We start from the raw sequence: 22,169 nt of genomic DNA, 5'->3' as shown, positions 1-22,169 counted from the left end.
AAGGTGCTGCCTCGACCATCCACAGGCGTCGCGAGCCTACTGAACTACGACCACGCACTGTCACCGGTTCGCTCGTTCTCGCGGAGAACCGGCGATAGCTGGAGATGCGAGCCCACCGGTCACGACCCCCGGCTCTCCGGAGCGGAGCCCTCCCGGCGGCCCGGCGCGGGCGCGGGTCACGGGAAGGCCCCGACCGGTCAACTGACGGTCACGTTCTGCGCGATGGTGTTCGCCGCGAAGCTGTTCACGCCGAACAGGCCACTGGTATAGGTGTCGTCGGTCGCGTCGATGACGGGGTCGGTACGTCCCGTGAGCCAGACGCGGATGCGGGAGCCGTCCGTTCGCACCTTCAGGTGGTAGGTGCGGCCTTCGACGATCGGAGTGGAATACGTGCCGATGTCCTTTCCGGGGCGCCAGAGCTTGACCACGCCGTCGGTGTCGATGTTGGCCGTGTAGCCGGCCCCGTCGGCGCCGGCCCGGAAGGTCAGGCCGGTGGCGGCGCCGTTGGTGACGGACAGGTCGCCTTCGTAGGTGAAGTCGGTGCCTGCGCGGTCGCTGAGGTAGAAGCCGTCCTGTGCGGAGTCCCCTCTCAGCCCGGCGGGGGTGACCGTCCAGTTGCCGCCGCGCGGTGTCCACCTTCCGGTGGGGAACGCGGAGAAGCCGGCTGTACCGGTGTTCAGGTTCTGCACCGTTGCCGCGCCGTTGTACACATTCGCGCCGAACAGGCCGCTCGTGTACGTGGTGTCGGTGGCGTCGATGACGGGGTCGGCGCCGTTGTCGAGCCAGACCCGGATGCGGGAGCCGGCCGTCTGCACCTTCAGATGGTAGGTGCGGCCGGCGGTGATCGGTGTCGAGTGGACGGCGATGTCCTTGCCGGGGCGCCAGAGCTTGACCACGCCGCTGGTGTCGAGAGTAGCCGTGTAGCCGGCGCCCGCGGCGTTCGCGCGGAACGTCAGGCCACCGGCGTGTGCCGTGTCCAGCGTGATGTCACCCTGGTAGACGGCGTCGCCGCTGCTGCCCGCGCTCATGTAGAAGCCGTCGCCGCTGGTGGAGGCGCGCTTGCCCGCGCTCACGTCGCTCCAGGCGCCGCCGGCCGCGTGCCAGGGCCCCTTCAGGTTGCTGAGAAGAGTGGACTGGGACGTACCCCAGCTGGTGTTGAGGCGGGCGAAGGTCGCGCTGTCCAGCTTCGCTTTGCCGCCGACGGCGAAGAGCCGGATGCCCTGGCTGTCGGCCGCGGAGTCGAAGTCGGCGTTGTCGGACAGGGAGTACCGTCCGCCGTCGGCGAATGTCTCCAACTGGCCCCGGTCCACCAGGAGCCGCATCGTGATCTTGCCGTTCGTCGGCTTGAGCGGCTTGCCCTGGAGGGTCTGCGCCTTGGTGTCATAGACCACGCTGCGATCGGCGGTGCCGTCGGACCGGGCGTGCAGGTCGAAGCCGAACTGCGCCGCGCTCGCTCCCTTCACGTCGAACTGTGCGGTGATCTCGTAGGTGTCGGCCTTGATGTCGCCGAAGAGATTACCGGCCCTGCCTGCGTTGACGGTCTCGTTCTTCCAGCTCTTGGTCTCCGACGCCAGCGAGGCGAGCTCGGCGACCGGCGTACGGGTGATCCGTGGCCCGTCCGCTGTGCTGACCAGGGCGAGCGTCACCGGGAACGTCGCGTTGCCGGTCCAGGTACTGCCGCGGTTGCCGCCCTGCCAGGCCATCTGCACCGTGCGACCGTCCGGTGTGTTCGTGAACGTCTGCGCGGCGTAGAAGGTGCCACCCGCGTACGTCGTGCCCAGGTCCATCTGCTGCGGGCCGGTCCAGTCGGTGCTGAACGTCGTGCCGTCGAAGGACCCGACGACATACTGGCTTGAGGCGGAGGTCAGGACCCACTGCTGCTGGCCGGCCTTGCCGTCGAGAGCCAGTGGGTACATGTCGGGGCACTCGAAGAGCCAGGGGGCCTTGAAGCGGCTCGCGAAGGTCCAGTCCAGCAGGTTCGGTGAAGTGTAGATGTTCACACCGTTGCCGCCCTGATCGGACCAGACGACCATGGTCCAGCGGTGGCGTGCCGCGTCCCAGAAGACCTTGGGGTCGCGGCTCGAGTCCGGGATCTGGATCTGCTTGCGGCCCTTGTCGTACGCCTGGAAGGTCTGGCCGTTGTCATTGCTGTAGAACACGCTGACGCCGTCGGTGTTGGAGAACACCACGAGGGGATCGAGGGCTCCGGTCTTCAGCCCCGAGGTGTTGTCCTTGTCGACGACGCCACCTCCGGAGAAGAGCGTGCCGGGGTGCACGTCGGGCTCCAGCGCAATCGGCTTCTGGGTCCAGTGCACCAGGTCGGGGCTGGTGGCGTGGCCCCAGTGCATGGTGTCCCAGGCCAGGCCGTGCGGGTTGTGCTGGTAGAAGAAGTGGTAGACCCCGTTTGCGTACACCAGGCCGTTCGGGTCGTTCATCCAGCCCGATTGCGAGCTGAAGTGGAACTGGCCGCGGAACGGCTCGCTGTACGTGGTCGACGGGTACGGGAACTCGGGATAGTCCCCGATGGTCCCGGCGACCGCTGGGGTGCTCGGGAGCAACGCGGCCAGGCCCGCGATCAGGGCGACGAACAGCGCCCCGACTCTTCGGCGCATGTGAACCCACTCTCTGCACTTAGGTGAATGAGTGTCATCGTTGACATATGTCATCGATGACATCCGATCGATGACAGATGATGGGCCCCCGTCGGGAGCCCGTCAACGCTCCGCACAGGATCGGTCCAGGACCGTCATGACAGTCCCTGGGCACTCGCGCCGCTGTGCTCCGGATCCATCTGGTGTGCCCACGGCGGGTTGGGGCCGGCGACAGCGCAGGTCAGTGCCGCCACGCGGACCGCATACGCACAGGCCGCCGAGACCTCGGCCGGCGTCAGCCGTTCGAGCCGGCCGCCCAGCAGGCCGCGTCCGCCGAGGTGGTGCAGAAGCCCCGCGGTGAAAGCATCTCCGGCGCCGACCGTGTCGACCACGCGGGTGTGCACACCGGATACGGAAATCCGCCGGCCGTCGAGCGAGGCGAGCGCCCCGTGCGCGCCGAGGGTGACCACGACCAGGCGAGCGCCAGCCGCGTGGAAGCTGTCGCAGGCCGCTTCGATCGTGAGGTCCGGGGCCACCGCGTCGAGGTCGTCCCGGCTCAGCCGCAGGATGTCCGCCACTGCGCACCAGCCGGGGAGTCGGGCGCGGTAGACCTCCGGGTCGACCAGTGCCGGCCTGATGTTGGGATCGACGCTGACCGTGGAGTGCCGCCGTGCCCCGGTCAGCAGCTCCTCCACCAGTGAGCCGCCCGGTTCGCGGACCAGCGCGAGCGAACCGGAGTGCACGCAAGCCGAGTTGCGCAGATCGCCGGCGGCCAGCTCCGTGCGCGTCCACTGCCAGTCCGCGGTGCCCTCGGCGTGGAACGAGTACGAGGCCTGGCCGCCTGCGTCGACATCGGCGACCGCGAGCGTGCTCGGCTCGGCAGCGGTCGCCGCATCCGACAGATCGACTCCCGACTCCAGCAGATGGGCGCGGAACAGGCGACCGAAGACATCGCCGGACAACCGTGCCATCAACCGCGTCGGCGTGCCGAGACGGGCCAGACCCACAGCGGTGTTGGCGGGACCACCGCCCGGCAGGACGTGCAGGACCATCCCCTGCTGATTCGGTGAGGAGCCCTGCGTGCCGGTGTGCGGGAGCGCGGACCCGGGGCCGGCGAAGGCATCGGCGACACACTCTCCCAGCACGGTGACCTGACGCGGTGGCTGCATGTGGTGGACCCTCCAGGTGAGACACGGGATCGGGCTTCGGCCGCATCGGCCAGGCGGGCCGGAGGGGCGCGGCATCGGGGATCGGCCCTTCGTACGGCCAACTGGCTTTCAGCACAAGGCATTGACGTTGCCGGACCGGGAGTCCATCATCCTCCGCAGGCGGTGTCAACGATGACATGTGTCAACGATGACACCAGGACGACGGCGCTCTCCGGCGCCGCTCGGCACCTCTCGGCTGCCCACGCTCACTGCTTCCCGTAGGAGTCGCAACATGTCCCGTAGAGCCCACCCGGTCCTCGCCATCGGTGCCGTCGGCCTCGCCCTCTCCCTGGCTGCGTGCGGATCCGGTTCCGACGGAGGTTCCCCGTCCGGGGGCAAGGTGAAGGTCGGCCTGATCACCAAGACCGACACGAACCCGTACTTCGTGAAGATGAGGCAGGGCGCCGAGCAGGCGGCCAAGAGCTCGAACGCCGAACTGACCACCGCTGCGGGAAAGTTCGACGGGGACAACGCCGGACAGGTCACCGCACTGGAGAACATGGTCGCCGCCGGCGTCAAGGGAGTGCTGATCACCCCCAACGACTCCAAGGCCATCGTTCCCGCCATCGCGAAGGCCCGAGCCAAGGGCGTGCTCGTCATCGCCCTGGACACGCCGCCGGAGCCACAGACCGCCGTCGACGCACTGTTCGCCACCGACAACGTGAAGGCCGGTGAGCTGATCGGCGCCTACGCCAAGGCCGCGATGGGCGGCAAGCCGGTGAAGATCGCCACGCTGGACCTCGCCCCCGGTGTGTCGGTCGGCGTCCAGCGGCACGACGGATTCGTCAAGGGCTTCGGCATCGGCGCCTCCGACCCGTCGATCGTCTGCTCCCAGGACACCGGCGGCGACCAGGCCAAGGGCCAGACCGCCATGGAGACCTGTCTGCAGAAGGCACCCGACATCAATCTGGTGTACGCGATCAACGAACCGGCCGCGCTCGGCGCCTACACCGCCATCAAGGCCAAGGGCCGCGAGAACGATGTCACCATCGTCGCGATCGACGGCGGCTGCACCGGTGTGCAGGCAGTCAAGGACGGCAAGATCGCAGCCACCTCCCAGCAATACCCCCTGAAGATGGCAGCCGACGGTGTGAAGGCGATCGCCGACTACGCCAAGAGCGGCAAGAAAGCCTCCGGCTACACCGACACCGGCGTCCAGCTCATCACCGACAAGCCGCAGACCGGCGCCGAGTCCAAGGACACCGGATTCGGTCTGCAGAACTGCTGGGGCTGAGCCACGGTGACCACTTCCACTCCGCTCGCCGTCCGTGCCGACGAGCCGGCGGCTACGCTGCGCCGGCTCCTCTCGGCACCGGCTGCGGGGCCCCTCGCGGCCCTGGTCCTCGCATCGGTGTTCTTCTCCACCACCACCGACCAATTCCTGTCCGGCGGCAACTTCTCCCTGATCCTGCAGCAGGTCATGGTGGTCGGCACCCTCGCCATCGGGCAGACGCTGATCATCCTCACCGCCGGGATCGACCTCTCCTGCGGCGCCGTCATGGCCTTCGGCGGCATCCTCATCGCCAAGCTGGCCGTGAGCAGTCCGCTGTCGCCGCTGCTCGCCATCGCCCTCGGGATCCTGGCCTGCGCCGGGTTCGGTCTGCTCAACGGGATACTGGTGCGAATCGTGCCGCTACCGCCGTTCATCGTGACCCTGGGAATGCTCAACGTCGCCTTCGCCCTGACCCACATCTACTCCGCAGAGCAGACGGTCACCAACCTGCCCGGACCGCTCACCACGCTGGGCCGGACCTTTCCGCTCGGCAGGACCGACATCACCTACGGTTCGCTGGTCACCATCGCGCTCTTCCTCGGCTTCGCCTACGCGCTGAGCAGCACCGCCTGGGGCAGGCACGTCTACGCCCTCGGCAACAGCGCAGAGAGCGCCAGGCTCAGCGGCATCCGCGTGTCCCGGCTCACCGTCGGCGTCTACACGGTTGCCGGGCTGGTCTACGGGATCGCGGCACTGCTGCTGGTGTCACGCACCGGCGTCGGCGATCCACAGGCCGGTCAGACCGACAACCTCGACAGCATCACCGCGGTCGTGCTCGGCGGCACGAGCCTGTTCGGCGGCCGCGGCACGGTGCTCGGCACCCTCGTCGGCGTACTCATCGTCGGTGTGTTCCGCAACGGTCTCCAGCTGATGGGCGTCTCGTCCGTCTACCAGACGCTGGTCACCGGCGTTCTGGTGATCCTCGCGGTCACCGTCGACCAGCTCTCGCGAAAGGGGACCCGATGACCGGCCCGGACTCACCCCAACACCCGGCGGCGCAGGAAACGGACTTCGCCCCGCAGGCGTCGAAGTCCCCGCCGCCGGCCGCGTCCGCCACCCCGCCCGCACCGGACGGCGGACCCACTCCCGTGCTCAGCGCGCGCGGACTGATCAAGCGCTACGGGCACGTGACCGCCATCGACGAGGCCGACTTCGATCTCATGCCCGGTGAGGTACTGGCCGTCATCGGTGACAACGGCGCGGGCAAGACGAGCCTGATCAAGGCACTCACCGGCGCCCTGGTGCCGGATGCCGGGGAGATCCGGCTGCACGGCAGGCCGATCAAATTCGCCGGACCGCAGGACGCACGGGCACGCGGCATCGAAACGGTGTACCAGGACCTCGCCGTCGCCGCGTCCATGGACATCGCATCCAACATGTTCCTCGGCCGGGAGATCCGGCGCCCGGGCGTGCTCGGCTCGGTGCTCCGCATGCTCGACAAGAAGGCGATGCGTCAGCAGGCGGCCGGGCACCTGGCCGAGCTCAAGGTCGGAGTCGGCTCGCTGTCACAGCCCGTGGAGACGCTCTCCGGCGGCCAGCGGCAGGCCGTGGCCGTCGCCCGGGCCGCTGCCTGGGCCCGCAGCGTGGTGGTGATGGACGAGCCGACGGCGGCCCTGGGGGTGAAGGAGTCGGGGCAGGTGCTCGACCTCATCCGCCGGGTCCGGGACAAGGGCGTGCCGGTGATTCTCATCAGTCACAACATGCCGCACGTCTTCGAGATCGCCGACCGTGTACACGTCCACCGGCTCGGGCGACGCGAGGCCGTGATCAAACCGTCGGACTACTCCATGGCCGAAGTCGTGGCCATCATGACCGGCGCGCTCAGCGTGCGACCGGACGGGGGTACGGTCGTGGCGGACAGTGACGCCGCCTCGGCTGCCGGGGTGCGGGGGAGCTGACCCGCCGTCTCCGACATCCGAGGGGACACCCTCCAGAAAAAGGTGGTTCATGGCATCGCCCCGCAGACCGACCCTCGCGGACGTGGCCCGTGAGGTCGGCGTCAGTGCCAAAACGGTCTCCCGGGTCCTCAACGAGGACGGCCCCAGCTCCCCGGAGACCAGGAAGCGCGTTCTGGCCGCCGTGGCGAGGCTCGGCTTCCAGCCCAACCTGATGGCCAGGAGCATCCGGGTGGGCGGCCCCGACACCACCGTCGGCCTGGTGGTGCCGGACCTCGGCAACCCGTTCTTCGGCGCGGTCGCAGGAGGCATCGAGGAGGCTGTGCGCGGCCGAGGGCTGACGCTCCTGATGGGTTCCTCCGACGACGACCCGGAGCGGGAACACACGCTGATCCGTACGTTCCTGGCCCGACGGGTCAGCGTCCTGATGGTCGCACCGGCAGTGGGCGCCGACCACTCCCACCTCAAGGCGCACCGGGCAGCCGGGATGCCCGTCGTCTTCCTGGACCGGCCCGGCAACGGCCTCACTGCCGACACCGTGGTCAGTTCCAACCGCTCCGGCACGCAGGAGGGCGTCGCCCACCTGATCGCCCGCGGACACCGCCGGATCGGCTTCATAGGAGATCTGCCGGCCCGCTTGTACACCCGCCGTGAACGAATCGCCGGATACCGCGCGGCGCTCGCCGAAGCGGGACTGCCTTACGACCGGGCGTTGGTCGCCGACGCCCACGACCCGGAAGGGGCGGCCGAGGCGACGGCCCGGCTGCTCGCCCTTCCCGACCCGCCGACCGCGCTGGTGTCGGGCAACAACGTCATGACGATCGGCGTGATGACCGAGGTCTCCCGCAGCGGCCGCAAGGACGTCGCGGTCGTCGCCTTCGACGACGTCCCGATGGCCGCCATTCTCGATCCCGGGCTCACGGTCGTCGCCCAGAACCCCGTAGCCATGGGTGAGTTGGCGGGTGCCATTGCCATCGAGCGCCTTGAGGGAGACCGTTCCCGGGGCCGCACCATCATGGTCGAGACCCGTCTCGTACCCCGAGGCTCCGGCGAACTTCCCGCTCCTCGTCACGCCCGGTGATCACGCAGCGCGGCTCCTGGGCGAACCGCACGGCTCCGCGCCGCGACCACCCGTACCTGCATCGTCCGGAGGAAGGAAGTGAGGTGCGCATCGGGCTGTGCAGAACACATGGAGGAGCCCGCATCCGACGCCGTGTCCGGGCGGCTCAGCCCAGGTAAAGGTTCTTGTGAGCGGCCACGAACTCCTCGATCGATCGAGCCGGTACGCCCGTCACACGTTCGACGTCGTCGGACGCGCGGTCGTAGCGGTTCTCGCGGTGCAGGCGGGCCATCGTGGCGATGTGCTGCTCGGTGTGCGGGGGCAGGCCCAGCTTGGCGAGCACCTCTGTCCGCCACTGGTCCAGCGGCACATCGACATAGGACACCGGGCGCCCCAACGCCCGTGAGAACTCCTTCGCCAGCTCGGGCATGTCGACGGTGCGGGGCCCGGTCAGCTCGTAGACGTGGCCGATGTGCGGGGCCGGGTCGCGGAGCACCGTGGAGACCACCCGTGCGACATCGTCCACGGCGACCGGCGAGGTGCGCCCGCTACCGAACGGCAGCGCGATCGTGCCGTTCTCCTTGATCGTTCTGGCGGGCAGCGACGTGAAGAGCGGGTTGTCCAGGAACGACGTCGGCCGGATGTGTACGACTGGCAACCCGGACCAGTTCAGTACCTGCTCCGCCAGCCAGTGCAGCCGTTGCTGTTGCGACTCCGCGGTGCTGGTGGCAGTCATCTGTGACACCGTCATCTGGGACATGCCGACCAGGCAGTCCAGCTGCCCCTGCTCGCGTGCCACGCTGGCCACCACAGTTGCCGCCAGCAGATGGTCCGGCGATACAGGCATCGCGAAGTACATCCTCCCGACACCCTCCAGCGCGGCCGCGACACTCTCCGGCCGGGTCAGGTCACCGACGACGACCTCAGCGCCGAGGGTACGCAGCTCGGCCGCACGCTCGTCGTCGCGGCGGACCATCACGCGCACCGGTACGTCCTGCGCGCGCAACTGGTCCAGGGCCGTCCGGCCCACGCCACCTGCATTGGCGATGAGAACAAGGCTGCTGGCAACCATCGTCGGTCTCCTTGCGAGTAACTGGTGTGGGTTGTGATCACCCGTACGAATGGTGGGAATTCCCCGATGTCACAGGACGCCGGGTGACGGCGTCGGGTGCGTGGCCGCACATCCACCGGCCGATGCGATGGCGGCCCTCTCGCGGCGTGGCGCCACCGCCGTGGCGCCGCACCGTTGTGATTTCTGGGATCGCGATGCCGATCCGGTCGCCCCGGCCGTCCGGCGTGGCAATGGTGGAACGGCCGGGACCGGGGGTCAGGAGACAGCCGCGGTGCGCCGCCGCGTCAGACGGGGGCGCAGTCCGAGCAGGCCGGCAGCGACGACGGCCCACAGGGCGAGGGTAATCACGGGGCCTGCCGCGTGCGCGCCGTCGAAGTAGCTCAGACCGGTGATCGCGCGGACGGCCGCGCCGGGTGGCAGCAGCGCGGAGACGGCCCGGGCCGCAGAAGGCAGCAGATCGGCGCCGATGGCCGCACCGCTGGTTGCGTTGCCGACGGTGAGGAGGACCAGGGTGGCGACCGGGACGCCGATCGGACCCAGGTAGGTGCCGAGAAGTTTGGTGGTGAAAGCGGCCGCAGCCGCCAGCAGGGTGAGGGTGAGCACCAGCGGGAGGACCGGGGCCGGGACCGCCCCCAGAATGGGTCCGGCGATGATCGCCGCGACGGTGCCGATGGCCACGGAGGCACCGGCCAGCAGTCGGAATCGGTGACGGAGGTGCAGGACGCCGGCCAGGCCGAGGGCGTTCGATCCGAGGACGAAACCGGCCAGCGTCACACCGAATGCGACGTAGAAGCCGGCGAGTCCCCGTGCGTCGAAGGGGGCCAGCGGAACGACGTCCTCCGTGGTGACGGCCTTCCCCGCGCCGTGGGCGTAGGCGCCGACGAGGTGGCTCACGGCCGATGTGGTGGACGTACCGACCGCTCCCGCGATCTCCAGGTGCAGTCGGTCCGGACTGTCGGTGCTGAGCGCCGCCGCGACGTCGTGGCGTTCCAGTGCGCGGTGCGCCGCCTCGGCGTCAGCGGCCGGGTGGACCTCAACGGCGTCACCGAGGGCCTGCTGTATCTCGCCCTGCAGATCCGGTCCGGTGACGGCGATGGCGAGCTGGTGCGGCTGGGGATTGCGCTGCAGACCGACGTAGCAGGAGATGAAGGCCGCCACGACGACCAAGGCGATCAGAGTCGGCTGGAGCCAGGCCTTCACCGGTGGCCGGGCGGCGGTGCGGGGCTCGGGGGAGAGCGCGGCCGTGGCGGAGGCCGTCTGCTCAGAAGCGGATCCGAAGGGGAATTTCATGGACGGAGCTTTCTGATGGCGGGACGTGGGCGCGTGGGAAGACCATTCGGAGGTCCTCAATAAGAGCATATGCTCCTATTTGCTCGATGGCAACAGGGTGAAATCCGTCGAGGCTCATGGAGTTCGCCACCGGCCCTGGCGGTGTGCGGCCCCCGGGCCCTTATGAGCGCCTACTCGTATCACGTACGGGGGACCGACTACCCGAAGGTCGTCGCCGGCGCGGCGGTGGAGCTATGGCTGAGACTGCGTCGGGGGCGGCGTGAGCAATGTCCCGAAGGCCGTGTCGAAGAAGTCGTCGAAGGTGCCGGGGGATCGGCTGGAGCGCGCGGCGATGAGTGTGCCTTCCCACGCATTGAGGAGGAAGCGTGCCGTCTTCTCCGTGTCGAGGTCCGCTCGCAGCGCGCCGGCCTCCTTGGCTTCGGCGAGCGTGCCGGCGATCATCGAGGCCCAGTGGCCGAGCGACTCGCGGACGCCGGCGCGGATCGTCTCGCTGTGGTCGGCGACCTCGGCCCCGAAGTTCCCGATCAGGCAGCCCCGGGTGTACCCCGCATTCACTGTTTCGTCACGCAGGAACTCGAAGTGCGTACGCAGACGCAGCAGGGGGGCGACATCGGACGCTGCCAGATCCTGCATCCGCCGGGCCGCACCGTAGCGGTTCAGGGCGACGAGAGCCAGGGACTCCTTGCTGTCGAAATGGTTGTAGAACGACCCCTTGGGCGTACCGGCGGCGTCGGTGATGTCCTTGACGCCCGCGGCGTTGTACCCCTTCGAGTGGAACTGGGCGACCGCCGCGTCGACGATCTCTTCACGCATGCTGTGTCGGGCCATGACGCCACCTCCCCTTCACAATATGGTCGGTCGCCTCTACCGGGTCAAATGACGCACGGCGGTTTGTTCACTGACCGGAACGCCCTGCCGCATGCGGCAGGGCGGGCATGTCCGGTGGGGCATCCGGCTAGGGAGTGCCCCTGTCGCGGCCTCAGGCGGTCATGTCCAACACAACGCGGAAGCGTGCCCGGCCGGACATCATCCGCTCGTACGCCTCGGGTGCCCGCGTCAGGGGCATGGCCTCCACCATCGGCCGGATACCGAAGCGGTCGCTGAAGGCGAGGTTGTCCTCGTTCTCGATGGAGGAGCCCGTGAGGCTCCCACTGATGGTGCGCGTGCCGAGGATCAGGTCCGTCGTGGCGACGGAGACGGGATCCGGAGCGACACCGACCACCACCATGTGCCCCCGCGGGGCAAGGCCCGGGATCAGCGGTGTCATCGAGGCGCCGCTTGCCGCGGTGGCGATGATGGCATCGGCGCCGCCCAGTTTCTGCAGAGCGGCACCGGGGTCCTCCGCCGAGCTGTCGATGTAGTGGCTCGCGCCCAGCTTCATGGCGAGCGCTTCCTTCTCGCTGCCCCGGGCGACGGCCGCGACACGGTAGCCGAGCCGGGCGGCGTACTGCAGGCCGAGATGCCCGAGGCCCCCGATGCCCTGGATCGCGACGAGGGCGCCCGGGCGGGCATCGAGGCGGCGCAGAGCGCTGAAGGTGGTCAATCCCGCGCAGAGCAGCGGGGCGGCGTCGACGGAGGACATGTCGTCCGGTACGCGTACCAGGCCGCTGCTGCGGGCGATGAGCACCTCCGCGTATCCGCCGTCCGTGGTCGTCCCGGTCTGGGGCTGGTCGGTGCAATTGACGAAATCTCCGCGTCGGCAGGGTGTGCATTCACCGCAGTGGCCGTTCAGGAATCCCACGCCCACCCGGTCCCCGATGCGCCAGGCGTGCACTCCCTCGCCGATGGCGTCGATGACGCCGACGACCTCGTGGCCGGGAACGATCGGCTGAGAGGGGTCGGCCCGCAGGCCCTCCACGGCAAGAGCGTCGGAGTGGCAGACCCCGCAACTCTCCACCTTCAGCCTCACATGCCCGGCAGGCGGCATGAGGAGCTCCCGGGTGACCAGCTCGAAGTTCCGCGCCCTTGTGACCTCGAATGCGCGATAAGTGGACATGGCTCTCCTCGAACAGTGAAGCGTGCTGGTGGCTGGGCCTTGGCGTGGCAGGAGTCGGCCTGCCTCACTCGTGGCACCTCGGAGCGCTGCATGGCTCGCTCTGTCATTTCAATATGGTCGGTCGTCTTAAAAGTGTCAAACGCTTGCCGAACCGCAGCTGTGAGGACGTCGCTCCGCCTCGCGGCGTACCGCGTGCGACGTGGCGGCCGGCCCGGCACGGGCGTCGGGGCAGCGCTCGACCAGCCCTGTGCTCGTTGTGATGTGAAACGCGGCACCGCTGACGACTTTGCAACAAGCCATCCGATGAACGGGGTTGGAGTCTCGATGCGGATCGCCGCGCGAAGCGTACTTATGGATCCGCGGCGTGGGCGCGATCTCGGCCCTTCGGCTTCCACGGCGAACCCCCCGACCCGGTGATGCACGGTCGCCGAGCTGAACCGGTTGTAGCGGTCCAGGCCGCCGTGCGCCTCGATGGCAGTGGTGACGAGATCACTCATGGCGGATTTCTTCTTGATCTGCGAGATGTCTCCTCGGGCATGTGGCCGGCCGACATGACTCCGCCGCGGAGGCGGCCCACTCGTCAGCGCGGCGGATTCTTCAATTGAGAGTATATGCTCCTATTGTGCCGCATTGCTGTGACTCGGGTCTCGGTCCGCGGAATCGGAGCGGCCGGTTTCGCCGGGATGAGCCGTCCGTCGGTCCGGGAGGGGGTCCGAACGTTCACGGCCTGCGAGTTGGCTTCGGTGCGGCAGGCCGTGGACTCGCGCGGGCCCACGGGTGCACCTGCGGCGCCTCCTTGCGAAAGCCGGGTGCTGACCGTTCGGCTCGATCGTGGCCTCCCTGTGGCGGCTGGTGGGGGAGTGCCACGCGGCGTGTGCGGCCGGGGGTCGATTTGGCGAGTTCGACCCTCAGGCGTTGGTCGATGCCTGTGGCGTCCGGCTGCCCAGCAGTGCCAGGCAGTTCGTCCAGAGGGCGCTGAGCTGGGAAGTGTTGTTGTAGAGCTTGGCGAACAGGACCTGGCCCTCAAGCTGTGCGACCACGGAGCGGGCGGCCTCGCGGGTGTCGGTCACGGTGACCTCGCCACGCTCGCGGGCCTCGGCGATGACCGAATCGACCATCTCGACCTGGGCCTCGAAGATCTTTTTCAGGTGCTCGCGGACGGCTTCCGTCTGGTTGCTCATCTCCAGGGTGAGATTCCCGAACAGGCAGCCTGAAACGGTCCCGCAGCTCTGCTGACCGGCCCGCTGATCGGCTTCCGTCTCCTCGAACAGCTGGCGCAATCGTTGCAGTGGTTCCACGTCGCTGTTCAGGATGCGGGTCCAGTCGCGCTGCTGGACGGCCCACTGTTCGTCGATCACGGCCAGGGCGAGAGCTTCCTTGGACTCGAAGAAGTAGTAGAAGCTGCCCTTGGGTACGCCGGCTGTCTTGCAGATCTCGGCCACGCCCAGAGCCGAGTAGCCACGCAGCTCGATGAGCGAATGTGCAGCGCTGAGGATCTTCTCTTTGGCATCACTGGTACGTCCCATGTTGCCAGTATACGACCGCTCGACTACGGTGTACTAGACCGGTCGGCTAGTTCTCGCGGAGCCACCCGTCGAAGAGGTGTCGGGTGTGGTCGAAATCGTTCGCGCCCGATGGCCGGGCCGCCCGGTGATCGACGTCCGAGGCGCGACCCGGCGCCCGGGACCCGATACCGCCGACGGGCCCGCGCCTTCGGTGCGGTGGACGTGGCCGTGGCCAAGTCCTGCCGCCGTGCCGACCTGCTGGTGTGGTTCCTCCGTTTTCCAGGCAGCGTCCACCCGTGGAGGGGTGCTGCCGATCCCTTCCGTCCTTTCGTCCCCAGGAGCGTTGACATCATGAGTACTCACGAAGCGAACGACCCGATGCGCGAGGTGCTGAGGCGTTGGAAGGCCGCCTTCGACGGCCACCGGGCCGACGACATGGCTGACCTGTTCACGTCCGACACCCTCTTCCAAGGGTTCGGGCCCGAGGTCATCTCGGGCCGGGAGGCGGTGCGCGGATATTACGAGGCCGTTCCGGACTCCCGCAGTGCCCATCTTGGGGACGTCCACAGCTATCGGATCGGTGAGGAAGTGGCCGGCGGCTTCGCCGACGTCACGTTCCGGGATCCGACAGGTTGGGAGGCCCCTGTGCATCTGTCGCTGGTCCTCCGGAGCGAGTGCGGCCGTTGGCGAATCCGTCAGTACCACGTCTCCCGGACCGCCGTCGATCGCTGAGACCTGCGCGATTCCACGTCTGCCTTGCCGACGGCGCCGCGAGGCGGTCCCGGCGGCGGGGAGAAGCGTCGATCGCGCAACGCGTTCGCGGCCCCGCCGAAGTCCCCATGCCCTGTACGGAGAGGTAAAGACCGTGAAGGAATACCTGGTCGAGCTCACCACGGCCGTCCCCGAAGACGCCGACCCGGCTGAGGTCGACCGGCGCCGCGCAGCCGAAGCTGTCCGTGCCGGGGAGTTGGCCGCCGCCGGCCACCTGGTCAGACTGTGGCGTCCGGTGGGCGAACTGCGCAGCATCGGCCTCTGGCGAGCTGCCGACGAGGCGGAGCTGTACGAGAAGGTGCTCGGCACGCTCCCTCTGTGGCCGTGGATGACTCCGACCGTCACCGCCGTCCGGCCGCATCCCAACGACCCGGGTTGCGTCGTCTGACCTGCGCTCGGCACGCCAACCCCTGAGCCCGCCTCGTCGAGTGGCGCGTCGCGCGCGAAGCCGTCCGTCCGGCATCCGTTGGGGCGGCTCCCCGCCCTGTGGGCACCACGAGCGTCGCCGAGATGCCGTGGGCGCATGCCGCAACGCCGTGGGGGCCGACGCTTCGGTCTCCGGCGGGTGCGGTAGGCGCCCCGGCTCGCCTCGCCTGCTCCCGCGCCCCGGTGTCCCACCCGGTGGCTGTGTCGACCTGGCCGGCTGTCCCGGTTCGGTCTCGTGGAGGAGCAGGCGAGGCTTCCGTGGTGTGGTCGTAGGCGTTCTCGGGCCGGCGCCGGCTGCGCGACTGTCGCACCCCTCCCTGCCCGGCCGAACCCGGTGACGAGGGCGCGCGCAGGGGCATGCGGGGTCGTTGGTGTGGGCCTGCGCCGGCTGCGATGGAAGCAAGTTCTTTGACGTTTCTCGACCGGTCGTCTACTTTAATAGTCGACCGGTCGGCCAGTATCGGTCCCGCACTCACCACCCCCCACCCCTTTGGAGAAGGACATGAGCAGTCAGGGTCAGAAGGTCGCGGTCATCACCGGAGCCTCGCAAGGCATTGGAGCCGGCCTGGTCGCCGGATACCGCAAGCTGGGCTACGCCGTCGTCGCCACCTCGCGCAGCATCGCCGAGTCTCAGGACCCGGACGTCGTCACGGTCCGGGGGGACATAGCCGACCGTGCCACCGCCGAGCGCGTCGTCGCTGCAGCCGTGGAGCGATTCGGCCGCATCGACACGCTGGTCAACAACGCCGGGATCTTCATCGCGAAGCCGTTCACCGAGTACACCGAGGACGACTACGACGCGGTGCTCGGCGTGAACGTGGACGGCTTCTTCCGGGTCACCCAGCTCGCGGTCGAGCGCATGCTCGTGCAGGGCGGCGGTCACGTTGTGCAGATCACGAGCAGCCTGGCCGATCAGGCCGACTCCCATGTGACCTCCGTGCTCGCCTCGTTGACCAAGGGCGGCCTGCAGTCCGCCACCAAGGCTCTCGCCATTGAGTACGCCACCCGTGGCATCCGCAGCAACGCCGTAGCCCTGGGCACCATCAAGACCCCCATGCATCCCGAGGAAACCCACGAGATGCTCGGTGCCCTGCACCCGGTCGGCCGGATGGGCGAGGTGAGCGACATCGTCGACGCGGTGATCTACCTCGAGAAGGCTCCGTTCGTCACCGGTGCCATTCTCCCCGTCGACGGGGGCCAGAGCGCCGGCCGCTGAGCCGCGGCCCCCTGCTGTCCCTGGGGGCAGAGGCCCCGTCCAGGTAGCCGCAATGTGGCGGCGCGCCGGTGTGTCGGGGCTTGAGGCAGGGGCCCGTCGGCGTGACACATGAGTGGGCACGACGGGAGAAGGTCGGCATCGGCAGACCGCCGACTTCCCGGTGGGGCGAGTCGTGACGCGGTGTCGCGCCAAGATCCTGCCGCAGGGGCTCGATGCCGATGACCCGCCGGTCCACTTCGTGTTCGGCACCGACGCCCAGCGTCTGGTGGAACAGGCGGTACGAGCAGTTGATTGCCGTCCTCACCATGGGGGCCGCCGTGACGGGGTCCACCCCGATTTCCGATTGATCGCTGAACCATGCCAGGCCCGTCCCGCGGGCGCCGCGACCACGCTTGGACCATCTCGTGAACGACTCCCGTACCAGCACCCCCGTCGACTTCTGGTTCGATCCCGTGTGCCCCTGGACCTGGCTGACCTCTCGCTGGATGCTGGAGGTGGAAACAGTCCGGCCCGTCACCACCACCTGGCACGTGATGAGCCTGGCCGTACTCAACGAAGGCCGTCTCGACACACTGCCCGAACGTATCCGTGTGCTGATGGGGGAGGCGTGGGCCCCCGTTCGTGTCATGACCGCGGCCTCGCAGGTTCACGGCCCCGACGTGCTGGAGCCGCTCTACACCGCGCTCGGCACTCGATTTCATCTGCAGCAGCAGCCCCGGACGCGGACCACCATCGAAGCCGCACTGCGAGATGTCGGACTCCCCGTGGACCTTGCCGACGCCGGGGACACGGAGGCTTACGACGAGGCGCTGCGGGCCTCGCACCAGAAGGGCATCGCGCTTGTCGGTGAAGAAGTCGGCAGCCCCGTCATCGCGGTACCGGGTCCGGGCGGTGGCACCGATGCCGGTCAGGTCGCGTTCTTCGGCCCGGTCGTCTCGCCCGCTCCCAAGGGTGAGCAGGCCGGGCGACTGTGGGATGCCACCCTTGTCGTCGCTTCCACCCCGGGCTTCTACGAAATCAAGCGCAGTCGCACCGTCGGCCCTCTCTTCGACTGACCCGAGGCCTGGCGTGGGCGGGTCCGATGTGGAGGCCGATGGCTCGGTGGTCCAGGTGCCGCACGAAACGGCGGACCGGGCCGTCGTCTGGTCTCTCGCTCAACAAGGACGGCCTCCTCAAAGATCGTTTTGTCCTGGCAGGAGTGTTTGGTAACGCCGCGCTGCCGTGGATGATTACCGGATGTTGGTCCAGGTGGAAGCAGTGCGAGCGGCCCCCGGCGGGCCTGTTACGGTCCGGGTGCGCTCGGGGGTGGGTACCGCCGCGGCGTTCTGGTGCGGCGATCCGACAGAAGTGGGTCGTGAGCATCATGTGGAGTGGACCGTCGATGAAGACGTGTCCTGGGACGGCAACACGCGGCCAGCCACTGTGTCCTCTCCCGCGTTGGGCGAGGACGGCGGTCAGGTTGTCTTCCGGGGTCGACTGAGTCTCACGGGCGATGGCGGGGCCGTCCTGGAAGTGGCCGACGCCCAGATCCTGTTCGACCTCGCCGACCCGCCGCCGATTCCAAGCGATGGAACGTGGGTCGAGGTCCGTGTGGAGCGGAACAGCGTCAGCCTGTGGCCTTACCTGCTGTGATTCAGGGGCGGCCGACTCGACCGCCTGGCTCCACCGGTTCAAACGGCTCCGCACCCGCTACGAACGCCGAGCCGAGCTCCACCGGGCCCTGCTGGAGCTCGCATGCTGCATCATCTGCCTCCGCCGCACTCTGAAGACAAGTGCCCATGCCGGCAGCAGCTTTCCACGGGAGGCGTCGAAGCAGACCAGTCCGCCGTCGAACGATTCTGCCATGCCTGTTCCAGCGCCTGGGTGAACACGTCGACGGACTGAAGACCGGACACGCCGTACTGCCCGTCCAGTACGAAGAACGGCACACCACCTGCACCCAGTTCAGCGGCCCGCCGCTCGTCGGCCCGTACCTCATCCGCATACGCGTCGCCGTCGGCGAGCACCTGGCGGACCGCTGCCTCGTGCAGCCCCACCTCGACCGCCATGTTCACCAAGGTCTCCTGGTCGTAGATCGAGCGCTCATCTGCGAAGTTGACCTGGTAGGCGAGATCCATCAGCTCGACCTGGAGGTTGCAGGTCCTGGCGAAGTGCAGAAGACGGTGGAGTTCGAAGGTGTTGCCGTGGACGCGTCCGCCGATCCGGAAACCGAGTCCTTCGGAGCGCGCCTCGGACGCGGCGTACTCCTCTCTCGCGATCTGCTGCTCGCGGGTCCGGCCGTACTGGGCGGCTACGGCGTCGATGATCGGCGTGGTGCCGTTCTCGGCGCTCGGATTCAGTTCGAACGAGCGGTACGTCACCTCGATGTGGTCGCGGTGCTCGAAGGTCGAGAGTGCCCGCTCGAAACGTGCCTTGCCGATGTAGCACCAGGGGCAGGCAATATCGGGCCAGATCTCGACGCGCATGTGTGGGTATCTCCAGGGTCGGATTGTGGGGGAGCGTACGGGCGTTGGGGGCCCGCGACGGCGTGAGGCCGATCAGGGCCCGGGCGGGTCATGTCCCGACGACGCTCACGTCCCCCGGTTCGGCGCATGCACGCGAGCGTCCCCAGGCCGGAGCCGGCAGATCCCTTGGACGGATCGGTGAATCCGGGCGCGACAATGATGCCGCCGAAGTGATGGACGGAGTTGTAGAGGGCAAGCAGGGTGGATTCCTGGCCGGCGTGCGGGGTGGCGGTGGAGATGAAGCCGCTGTAGACCTTGCCGGCCAGTTTGCCCTGGGCCCACAGGCCACCGAGGGTGTCGATGAACTGCTTGAGCTGCGAGGAAACGTTTCCGAAGCGGGTGGGCGTACCGACGATCACGGCGTCGGCCCACTCGATGTCCTCGGGGGTGGCCACCGGGGTGTGTGCGGTGGCGGTGTTGTTGGCGGCCCATGCGGGGTTGGCGTCGATGGCGGCCTGCGGGGCCAGCTCGGCGGCCTTGAGCAGGCGGACCTCCGCTCCGGTCCCAATCCCGGCATCGAGGTTTAGTAGACCGGTTGCCTAGTTAAGTGGGCGACCGGTCCGGAACTGTCAAAGGTGTGCGTGGCTCGCGGGATCCGACCGTCCGGTGGGGGTGATTGCGGACGGCAGGCCGTTGGGGTCGGGATCCCGAGGTGGGTTGCGCCGCGAGACGGTGTCTTGCCGCGCGGCTGTCGCCGTTGGGACATGTCGCACCTGTGACACCTGGCGTCAGTGACACGGCCGGTGATGTCGGCGGATTCTGTCGTGCAGCAAGAGGCTTCACGCTGTATGGAAGGTGCATGGTTGATGGAATCGATCCGTCGATCGACGACGGCGTCGCCAGGGCTGACACGCGTGGCGGCTCCTGTGTCGTTCAATCCCGGTGGCCGGTGGCCGGTGACCTGTGGCCGGTGACTGGGAAACCTGACGTGCGGCATCGGCGCAATCCGGAATCGGTCGTGAAGACCTCTCCGTAAGGATGTCGGAGCGGTGCGGCGCGGAGGTGCCGCCGTCCGACGCCGGGCTGTTGGAGGACGGTGCTCGGGTCGGGCGGATCCGCCGCGCGGGGTGCAGGGCGCTCAGGTATAGTCCAATTTTCAATCATCTGTGTTGTCCATTGCCTGCACGAAACCCGTTCAGGCCAGGAGGGACGCGGCATGCTCGAGGCTGCTGGCCTCACAGCGGTCGAGGAGACCGTCTACCGGCTTCTGATCACCAACGCCACGGCCTCGGCCGACGAGATCGCCTCGCAGACAGGGCTCGCACCCGGTCAGGCCGAAGGTATCCTCGCGGCGCTCGCCACGAAGGGTCTCGCCACTCCCACCGACCGCCAGCCCCGCCAGTTCACCGCGGCCCCTCCCGACGTGGCTCTGCTGCCGCGCCTGCAACGCAACGCCGACGCCATCGACCAGGCCCGCGCCGCGGTCACTGATCTGTTGGAGAGCTACCGCAGTACCCGCCGTCGCCAGGATGCCGACCAGCTCATCGAGGTCATCACCGGTGCCGAAGCCCTGCGTCAGCGCCTGCGCCAACTACAGGACAACACACGCCACGAGATGCTGTGGTTCTGCAAGGCGCAGTACGTCGCCATGTCCTCGGAGAGCAATCGGGCCGAGTTCGAAGCATTGGCCCGCGGGGTCCGCTACCGCGTCGTCTACGAGCAGGCGTTCTTCGACGACGACGGCGCCGTGGACAACGTCATCGAAGGTGTCCGGGCGGGTGAGGTCGCCCGCTCCGTCCCCCATCTGCCCCTCCGGCTCGCCGTCGCGGACCGGGCCATCGCCATCTGCCCCCTGGTGCCCGGCGGCCCTTACGGCAGCCCGAATGAACCCACAGCGGCACTCCTGCGCGACAGCAGTCTCCTGGAGGCGCTGATCGCCCTCTTCGAACGTTACTGGGAGGACGCGGTGCCGCTGCACGTCAGCGACTCCGGAGCCGTCGACGGCGCCGACGGCAGTGCCCACAACGAGGACGTCCTGGGGGAGACCGACCGCAGATTGCTCTCGCTCCTCGTGGCGGGTGTTGCCGACAAAGCCATAGCAAGTCAGATGGGGCTGAGCCGCCGGACCGTCCAGCGTCACATCCAGCACATGATGGCCCTCGCCGGCGCTGCCACTCGTATGCAGCTCGCCTGGCAGGCGGCCCGCCGCGGCTGGCTGTAGCGAAGACGGAGCACACGAGGGCCCCTGACGGTGCTGAGGCGAGGCAGCGTGAGTGCGCGATCCTTGCGGAGATGTACACCGAGCGCAAAGGTGGACTGCTGCCGCAGTGGCCGGAAGCCGTCCGGCGCGACAGCCTCCACACCCTCGCCTCAGGCATTGCGTCCGGGATGCGGAGCAAGCTGTTGGGCCAGGTCGCGCCGGCCCGGAGCGCTGTGCGTCGTCTGCGCGACGGCCGCTCCATCGCGCCGACCGGAGGGCCTTCGCCACTCCGCCGGCTCGCCGGGAGCCCTCGTCAACAGTGGCCGCGAAGGTTTCGTGTGTATGTGAGAGCGCCCGTACGCCCCGCGCCGCCCGACGGGGAACCTTCCTGTGCGGAAAGGCACTTCAGATCCGGAGACGGAAGGGGCGCGAGGTCGGTATTCGCCGTCACGCTGGGACAGCAGCGACAACCTCCTGCCACGTCGTCGCCAAGCGCCGCGCCCTGTCTCACTCGGCCCAGGGTTGGAAGCCGGTGTGGAGCACGTCTTCGAGCGATGCGCGGAGGCTGGCGGCCTTCTCGGTGCCGAAGTTCTCCTCGAACTGGGCTTGTACGGTGCGCCAGAGGGGGAGTGCGGTTTTCATCCGGGCGAGGCCGTCCGGGGTGATGGTGACGATCCGTGCGCGGCGGTCGGTGGGCGACGGTTCGACGGTGACCAGGCCCTCGCGGGCGAGTGGCTTGAGGTTGGTGGCCAGGGTGGTGCGGTCCATGGCGATCAGCTCGGCGAGGGTGGTGATGGTTGCTTCCTCGCAGGTGCTCAGCTTCTGCAGGATGCTGAACTGTGTTGCCCGGAGCCCTGTCGGGGCCAGGGCCTTGTCGTACGTGGCACTCAGGTACCGGGCCGCCTTGCGCAGGGCGAGGTTGTTGCAGGTGGCGACGAGGTCCGTCTGCGTATCGGCCATGATCTCCTCCAGAGCTTCCCTGACACGATAAGAGTATATGCGCTGAAGTGGCGGGAGTGCCCGTGTCCCTGCACGGCGACCGGTCCCGCCGTGGGATTTCAGGTATTCGAGGTGGCTTGGGGGTGGGGCGGGTCCGGGTGGTCGGTGTGAGGTGCGCGACCTTCATGCGTCACCTGCTTGACGGGTGATGATGCGACTCTGAGTATCAAGTCACCGCTTGAGCGGGTGACGCTCTGTCTTCCCGCTGCGAAGTTCCGTCGAC

At 68.4% G+C, this 22,169-nt stretch carries 19 protein-coding genes and 2 pseudogenes; 11 read left to right on the top strand and 10 right to left on the bottom strand.

The genetic code is table 11. The features are described 5' to 3' along the window. Window positions 1-197: 197 nt before the first annotated feature. Window positions 198-2,612, bottom strand: a complete 2,415-nt coding sequence (locus ACFVXE_RS22780; protein WP_389673547.1) for a glycoside hydrolase family 32 protein — start codon at window positions 2,610-2,612, stop codon at window positions 198-200. Window positions 2,613-2,746: 134 nt separating this feature from the next. Continuing rightward, window positions 2,747-3,760, bottom strand: coding sequence for a carbohydrate kinase (locus tag ACFVXE_RS22775; RefSeq protein WP_389673546.1), 1,014 nt, complete (start codon window positions 3,758-3,760; stop codon window positions 2,747-2,749). A gap of 271 nt (window positions 3,761-4,031) precedes the next feature. Here ACFVXE_RS22775 and ACFVXE_RS22770 point away from each other — a divergent pair, with 271 nt between their 5' ends. Genes ACFVXE_RS22770 through ACFVXE_RS22755 form a run of 4 tightly spaced genes read left to right on the top strand, consistent with a single transcriptional unit; the run spans window position 4,032 to window position 8,048 of the window. Continuing rightward, entirely contained in the window at window positions 4,032-5,033 is a 1,002-nt protein-coding gene (locus ACFVXE_RS22770) for a sugar ABC transporter substrate-binding protein (RefSeq protein WP_389673544.1), read from the top strand. 6 nt (window positions 5,034-5,039) lie between these two features. Beyond that, window positions 5,040-6,038, top strand: a complete 999-nt coding sequence (locus ACFVXE_RS22765) for an ABC transporter permease (RefSeq protein WP_389673542.1) — start codon at window positions 5,040-5,042, stop codon at window positions 6,036-6,038. Continuing rightward, window positions 6,035-6,970: an ATP-binding cassette domain-containing protein gene (locus ACFVXE_RS22760; protein ID WP_389673540.1), complete on the top strand. Its 936-nt coding sequence runs from the start codon at window positions 6,035-6,037 to the stop codon at window positions 6,968-6,970. Before ACFVXE_RS22765 ends, ACFVXE_RS22760 begins: the two co-directional genes overlap by 4 nt. A 49-nt stretch (window positions 6,971-7,019) precedes the next feature. Next, on the top strand, window positions 7,020-8,048 hold the full coding sequence (locus ACFVXE_RS22755) for a LacI family DNA-binding transcriptional regulator (RefSeq protein WP_389673538.1): 1,029 nt from the start codon (window positions 7,020-7,022) through the stop codon (window positions 8,046-8,048). Window positions 8,049-8,193: 145 nt separating this feature from the next. Here the strand turns inward: ACFVXE_RS22755 and ACFVXE_RS22750 are convergent, their stop codons facing one another. From ACFVXE_RS22750 to ACFVXE_RS22730, 5 genes are all read right to left on the bottom strand, one after another. After that, window positions 8,194-9,099: an NAD(P)H-binding protein gene (locus ACFVXE_RS22750; RefSeq protein ID WP_389673537.1), complete on the bottom strand. Its 906-nt coding sequence runs from the start codon at window positions 9,097-9,099 to the stop codon at window positions 8,194-8,196. A gap of 255 nt (window positions 9,100-9,354) precedes the next feature. Then, complete coding sequence (locus ACFVXE_RS22745; protein WP_389673535.1) at window positions 9,355-10,389, bottom strand: hypothetical protein; 1,035 nt, start codon at window positions 10,387-10,389, stop codon at window positions 9,355-9,357. 231 nt (window positions 10,390-10,620) lie between these two features. Next, entirely contained in the window at window positions 10,621-11,217 is a 597-nt protein-coding gene (locus ACFVXE_RS22740) for a TetR family transcriptional regulator C-terminal domain-containing protein (RefSeq protein WP_389673533.1), read from the bottom strand. Window positions 11,218-11,368: 151 nt separating this feature from the next. Next, window positions 11,369-12,385 (bottom strand): alcohol dehydrogenase catalytic domain-containing protein, encoded by a 1,017-nt coding sequence (locus tag ACFVXE_RS22735; protein ID WP_389673531.1) that lies wholly within the window; start codon window positions 12,383-12,385, stop codon window positions 11,369-11,371. A gap of 908 nt (window positions 12,386-13,293) precedes the next feature. After that, window positions 13,294-13,911 carry a TetR/AcrR family transcriptional regulator gene (locus tag ACFVXE_RS22730; RefSeq protein ID WP_389673530.1) on the bottom strand — a complete coding sequence of 206 codons (618 nt, stop codon included), beginning with the start codon at window positions 13,909-13,911 and terminating at the stop codon, window positions 13,294-13,296. A 330-nt stretch (window positions 13,912-14,241) separates the two neighbouring features. Between ACFVXE_RS22730 and ACFVXE_RS22725 the strand changes: the two genes are divergently transcribed. The 6 genes and pseudogenes from ACFVXE_RS22725 to ACFVXE_RS22700 form a co-directional block, all read left to right on the top strand. Continuing rightward, window positions 14,242-14,622: a nuclear transport factor 2 family protein gene (locus ACFVXE_RS22725; RefSeq protein WP_389673529.1), complete on the top strand. Its 381-nt coding sequence runs from the start codon at window positions 14,242-14,244 to the stop codon at window positions 14,620-14,622. A gap of 133 nt (window positions 14,623-14,755) precedes the next feature. Beyond that, entirely contained in the window at window positions 14,756-15,049 is a 294-nt protein-coding gene (locus ACFVXE_RS22720; protein ID WP_389673528.1) for a muconolactone Delta-isomerase family protein, read from the top strand. Between the two features lie 540 nt (window positions 15,050-15,589). Then, window positions 15,590-16,303, top strand: coding sequence for an SDR family NAD(P)-dependent oxidoreductase (locus ACFVXE_RS22715; RefSeq protein ID WP_389673526.1), 714 nt, complete (start codon window positions 15,590-15,592; stop codon window positions 16,301-16,303). 404 nt (window positions 16,304-16,707) lie between these two features. Further along, entirely contained in the window at window positions 16,708-17,358 is a 651-nt protein-coding gene (locus tag ACFVXE_RS22710) for a DsbA family protein (protein WP_389673525.1), read from the top strand. Window positions 17,359-17,539: 181 nt separating this feature from the next. Further along, a complete protein-coding gene (locus ACFVXE_RS22705) occupies window positions 17,540-17,935 on the top strand; it encodes a hypothetical protein (protein WP_389673523.1) in 396 nt (131 codons plus the stop codon). 22 nt (window positions 17,936-17,957) lie between these two features. Then, window positions 17,958-18,053, top strand: a pseudogene (locus ACFVXE_RS22700) (IS5/IS1182 family transposase); the annotation flags it as partial. Here ACFVXE_RS22700 and ACFVXE_RS22695 read toward each other — a convergent pair. Beyond that, window positions 18,046-18,768: a DsbA family oxidoreductase gene (locus ACFVXE_RS22695; RefSeq protein ID WP_389673521.1), complete on the bottom strand. Its 723-nt coding sequence runs from the start codon at window positions 18,766-18,768 to the stop codon at window positions 18,046-18,048. The pseudogene ACFVXE_RS22700 and the gene ACFVXE_RS22695 overlap by 8 nt on opposite strands. Window positions 18,769-18,905: 137 nt before the next feature. Continuing rightward, a pseudogene (locus tag ACFVXE_RS22690) lies at window positions 18,906-19,316 on the bottom strand (NAD(P)H-dependent oxidoreductase); the annotation flags it as partial. A gap of 647 nt (window positions 19,317-19,963) precedes the next feature. Here ACFVXE_RS22690 and ACFVXE_RS22685 point away from each other — a divergent pair. Beyond that, window positions 19,964-20,968, top strand: a complete 1,005-nt coding sequence (locus ACFVXE_RS22685) for a helix-turn-helix domain-containing protein (protein WP_389673520.1) — start codon at window positions 19,964-19,966, stop codon at window positions 20,966-20,968. A gap of 486 nt (window positions 20,969-21,454) precedes the next feature. On the opposite strand, the gene ACFVXE_RS22680 is transcribed toward ACFVXE_RS22685, so the two are convergent. Further along, entirely contained in the window at window positions 21,455-21,907 is a 453-nt protein-coding gene (locus tag ACFVXE_RS22680; RefSeq protein ID WP_389673518.1) for a MarR family winged helix-turn-helix transcriptional regulator, read from the bottom strand. Between the last annotated feature and the right edge of the window lie 262 nt (window positions 21,908-22,169).

This window comes from Streptomyces sp. NPDC058231, assembly GCF_042882275.1.
Taxonomy (GTDB): Bacteria; Actinomycetota; Actinomycetes; order Streptomycetales; family Streptomycetaceae; genus Streptomyces.
The sequence above is the reverse complement of the archived record's forward strand: the minus strand, read 5'-3'. Positions and strand labels throughout refer to the sequence as shown.

Bases quoted from the DNA above. Each gene is read 5' to 3' on its own strand.
- ACFVXE_RS22735 (WP_389673531.1), bottom strand. From the start codon at position 12,385: ATGTCCACTTATCGCGCATTCGAGGTCACAAGGGCGCGGAACTTCGAG.
- ACFVXE_RS22715 (WP_389673526.1), top strand. From the start codon at position 15,590: ATGAGCAGTCAGGGTCAGAAGGTCGCGGTCATCACCGGAGCCTCGCAA.
- ACFVXE_RS22780 (WP_389673547.1), bottom strand. From the start codon at position 2,612: ATGCGCCGAAGAGTCGGGGCGCTGTTCGTCGCCCTGATCGCGGGCCTG.
- ACFVXE_RS22730 (WP_389673530.1), bottom strand. From the start codon at position 13,911: ATGGGACGTACCAGTGATGCCAAAGAGAAGATCCTCAGCGCTGCACAT.
- ACFVXE_RS22745 (WP_389673535.1), bottom strand. From the start codon at position 10,389: ATGAAATTCCCCTTCGGATCCGCTTCTGAGCAGACGGCCTCCGCCACG.
- ACFVXE_RS22760 (WP_389673540.1), top strand. From the start codon at position 6,035: ATGACCGGCCCGGACTCACCCCAACACCCGGCGGCGCAGGAAACGGAC.
- ACFVXE_RS22770 (WP_389673544.1), top strand. From the start codon at position 4,032: ATGTCCCGTAGAGCCCACCCGGTCCTCGCCATCGGTGCCGTCGGCCTC.
- ACFVXE_RS22725 (WP_389673529.1), top strand. From the start codon at position 14,242: ATGAGTACTCACGAAGCGAACGACCCGATGCGCGAGGTGCTGAGGCGT.
- ACFVXE_RS22750 (WP_389673537.1), bottom strand. From the start codon at position 9,099: ATGGTTGCCAGCAGCCTTGTTCTCATCGCCAATGCAGGTGGCGTGGGC.
- ACFVXE_RS22755 (WP_389673538.1), top strand. From the start codon at position 7,020: ATGGCATCGCCCCGCAGACCGACCCTCGCGGACGTGGCCCGTGAGGTC.
- ACFVXE_RS22695 (WP_389673521.1), bottom strand. From the start codon at position 18,768: ATGCGCGTCGAGATCTGGCCCGATATTGCCTGCCCCTGGTGCTACATC.
- ACFVXE_RS22680 (WP_389673518.1), bottom strand. From the start codon at position 21,907: ATGGCCGATACGCAGACGGACCTCGTCGCCACCTGCAACAACCTCGCC.
- ACFVXE_RS22740 (WP_389673533.1), bottom strand. From the start codon at position 11,217: ATGGCCCGACACAGCATGCGTGAAGAGATCGTCGACGCGGCGGTCGCC.
- ACFVXE_RS22705 (WP_389673523.1), top strand. From the start codon at position 17,540: ATGTTGGTCCAGGTGGAAGCAGTGCGAGCGGCCCCCGGCGGGCCTGTT.
- ACFVXE_RS22685 (WP_389673520.1), top strand. From the start codon at position 19,964: ATGCTCGAGGCTGCTGGCCTCACAGCGGTCGAGGAGACCGTCTACCGG.
- ACFVXE_RS22775 (WP_389673546.1), bottom strand. From the start codon at position 3,760: ATGCAGCCACCGCGTCAGGTCACCGTGCTGGGAGAGTGTGTCGCCGAT.